The following is a 2626-nucleotide window of genomic DNA, read 5'->3' on the forward strand; positions in this document are numbered from 1 at the left end:
CCCTGACCCCGATCCACCCCCGACGCACCGCCATCCCGACTCCACGCAACCCGCTCAAACTGACCACCGCCACAACGACCGCCCCGACGACGGCCCCAACAGCCGCCTCATCCGGCCATACGTTCGCGACCATTCCCCCGCCGCCCCACACCGACGTCCCCGCATGGCGCGTCCACCTACTTCTTCCGCACGGCCGGCGCCGACAGAACATCGAGTACGTACGCATCTCGCGCACGACCCGCCTCCCCGAACCGATCCGACGCCACGGGGTGAACCTCGCCCCACCCGCGCGAGCCGTACTCGACACGTGCACCTGGTGTCTGGAAGCGCCGGACGACGTCATGGCCGAGGCGTTCATCGAGACGGTGGTGCTCGCCACGGTGTCCTCAGGCCTGGCCAGCCTCAGCGACCTCGAGCAAGAACTCGACCAGGCGCCGCGACGACATACCAAAGCCCTGCGTCAAGCACTGGTGCGAGCCCGCACCCGCGAGCGCGACGCCGCGGCTCACCGGCTCTTCGACGATCTCGCCCGTCACGGGCCCCTCGGCCTGCTGCGTCACGTCGCGATCTACGGCGACCGCAGACGGATCGCCGTAGCCGAGGCTCTGTGGCCGAGCCGGGCCCTCGCCGTCACGATCGACGCGGGCCCGAACGAACGGGCCGAGCTGGGCCGGCTCGGTTTCGAGGTAGTCGAGATCTCGGCCCACGACTTGACCGCGAACACCACCGCGATCGTGAACCGCGTCACGGCCGCCCTCGCAGCGCGACCGGAAGCAACGCTGCCGACAGGCGTCGCGCTGCTTCCGCTCGGCCAACCCGTACCTGACCCGGCAGCGGAAGAAGGTGTACCCGGCCGCGTGCAACTCGCACCGACGACCACACCGACGCTGCCGCCTCGATCAGGGCTGCGCGTCAGAGGCCCCGCATACAGCGGCGCGTTCTGACGGCACCTCACCAGACCTGCCAACCACCGAACGGAGGACGCCTAGCGAGAAAACGCACACCCTTCCGGCTGTGAGCCGGGAGCCATCATTGCGGACGAGGTGACCGATGGTTCCCGGCCCAGTCGGCCAGGACGTACTCAGCTCAGCCGGCCCGGCTGACCGGCCGAGCCGAGTCGTCCAACCCAGGCCAGGTGACGGCGGGCCAGACGCGGCCAACCCGAGCCGACCCAGCCGCGGCCACCCGGACCGAGCCAGTCCAGAAGGCCGAACTGCCCGAGTGCCCAAGTGCCGACCGCCCGACTGCTCGACTGCTCGACTGCTCGACTGCTCGACTGCTCGACTGCTCGACTGCTCGACTGCTCGACTGCTCGACTGCTCGACTGCTCGACTGCTCGACTGCTCCTGGTTAGCGGGTCTTCGGGTTAGCGGACCTTCTTTAGCGGTCTTCGGTTAGCGCGTCTTCGGTCAGCGGGTCTTCGGTCAGCGGGTCTTCGTTAGCGTTCTTCGTCAGCGGGTCTTCACCGCGAGCTCGCCCGCGCGCACGGGGGTCTCGAGGGTGTTGCCGCGCGGCGGGACCGGGCAGACGTAGTGGTCGGCGAAGGAGCACGGCGGCAGGTAGGCGCGGTTGAAGTCGAGCGTGACGGAGCCGTCCGCCTCGGCCGGGGCCGCGGTGGACAGGAAGCGGAAGAACGGCTTCGAGTCGGCCGTGGTCGGGTCGGCGAAGACGATCCACAGGCCGCCGCCACCGGTGAGCGCCGCCGCGAACTCGTGGCGTCCGTCCTCGAGTTCGAACTCGACGGTGCCGTCGAGACCGAGCCCGCGGGCCACGCCGTCGGCGTTGAGGACCTTCTCGACGCACGACCCGTCGTACGGCCGGAACGTGGCCGCCACGGCCCAGTTCGGGTCGTAGTCGAACGCCTCGATGCCGTCGAACGCCTTGAGCGTGGCCGAGTTCGGGTCGTAGACGCGCAGGGCCGCGGAGCCCTCGCGCTCGATCGGGACGAGGAGGATGTCGCCGTCCGGCACGGACAGGGTGTCGGGGTGCTCGGCGGTGTCCGGGAGCAGCGTGACCGTGCCGTCGACGGGCTCGCCGCGCAACACGAGGCCGTGCTCGGCCTTCGCGGTGACGACGACCGAGGCGCCGTCGGGCCCGGCGCTCCAGAGAACCGGCTCGCCGTCGACGATCGGAGCCGGCGTCTCGTCGAGCCAGTACGTGCCCGTCAGCGCGAGCACGCCATGCGGCGCACGCAGCTTCTCCTCACGCTCGGTCCGCCACTTCAGCCAGTTCTCGGCCTCGCTCACGCGTGCTGCTCCTTGTTCGGGGAACCCTCTGCCGCGCACTGATCGGCCACGGCTGGCCGATATAACAGAATGCCGTCCGCACCTGTTCCCGCCGATGCCCCACGCCGCATACCGATTGCCGCACACCCCGCGCCGCATCCCGAATGCCACAGCCCCACGCCGCGTCCCCATCCCGAATGCTGCACGCCCCACGCCCCACGCCGTGTGCCGCATGCCGATTGCCGCACGCCCCACGTCGTATGCCGATTGCCGATGGGTGCAGGTCTTGGCCGGGTCTAGGGATCTGCGGTTGTAGGCAGAATCTGGTTCTTGTAGCGAGCAAGGTGGTTGCGTTGGTAGTCGCGGGCTTCGTGGTAGGCCCAGTAGGCGTCGAAGTCGCC

Annotated in this window: 1 protein-coding gene and 1 pseudogene; one reads left to right on the forward strand and one right to left on the reverse strand. The window is 69.6% G+C overall.

Going from position 1 to position 2626, the window contains the following annotated elements; all coding sequences use genetic code 11:
* A pseudogene (locus KDL01_RS40365) lies at window positions 1-944 on the forward strand (hypothetical protein); the annotation flags it as partial.
* Between the two features lie 507 nt (window positions 945-1451).
* Here the strand turns inward: KDL01_RS40365 and KDL01_RS40370 are convergent.
* Window positions 1452-2246 (reverse strand): DUF1684 domain-containing protein, encoded by a 795-nt coding sequence (locus tag KDL01_RS40370; RefSeq protein ID WP_212534008.1) that lies wholly within the window; start codon window positions 2244-2246, stop codon window positions 1452-1454.
* Window positions 2247-2626 lie beyond the last annotated feature (380 nt).

It is taken from the genome of Actinospica durhamensis (assembly GCF_018139695.1).
Lineage (GTDB): Bacteria > Actinomycetota > Actinomycetes > Streptomycetales > Catenulisporaceae > Actinospica > Actinospica durhamensis.